General features: G+C 69.4%; 1 protein-coding gene. It reads right to left on the bottom strand.

What is annotated here, in order from left to right:
* The coding region (locus BYZ73_RS22090) for a transposase (RefSeq protein ID WP_146746437.1) at positions 1 to 278 on the bottom strand (278 nt) is incomplete at both ends.

Here is a 278-nt window from a genome sequence, read left to right as displayed (position 1 = left end):
CACGAGCAGGTGCAGCGGCCCCTTGGATCCGCGATACGGGATGGTCACGTCCAGGGTCTTCTGGCGGCGCGACAGGGTGCTGAAGTCCGGCACCGACCAGCCAAGCCCGGACAGTTCCAGCAAGCTCGCCACGAAACCGGTCGCCTGCCGAAGCGGCAGCCCGAGGAGGACCTTGAGGGTCAGGCAGGCCTGGATCGCGGCGTCGCTGTAGGCCTGCTGGCGGCCGCGCCGTCCGGAAGGGACCGCGTCCCACTGCATCTCGGGATCGAACCAGACGG

Origin of the sequence: Rhodovulum viride (genome assembly GCF_003265965.1) — a bacterium.
Lineage (GTDB): Bacteria > Pseudomonadota > Alphaproteobacteria > Rhodobacterales > Rhodobacteraceae > Rhodovulum > Rhodovulum kholense.
Note: the sequence above shows the minus strand (reverse complement) of the source record. Positions and strands in the feature narration are given on the sequence as shown.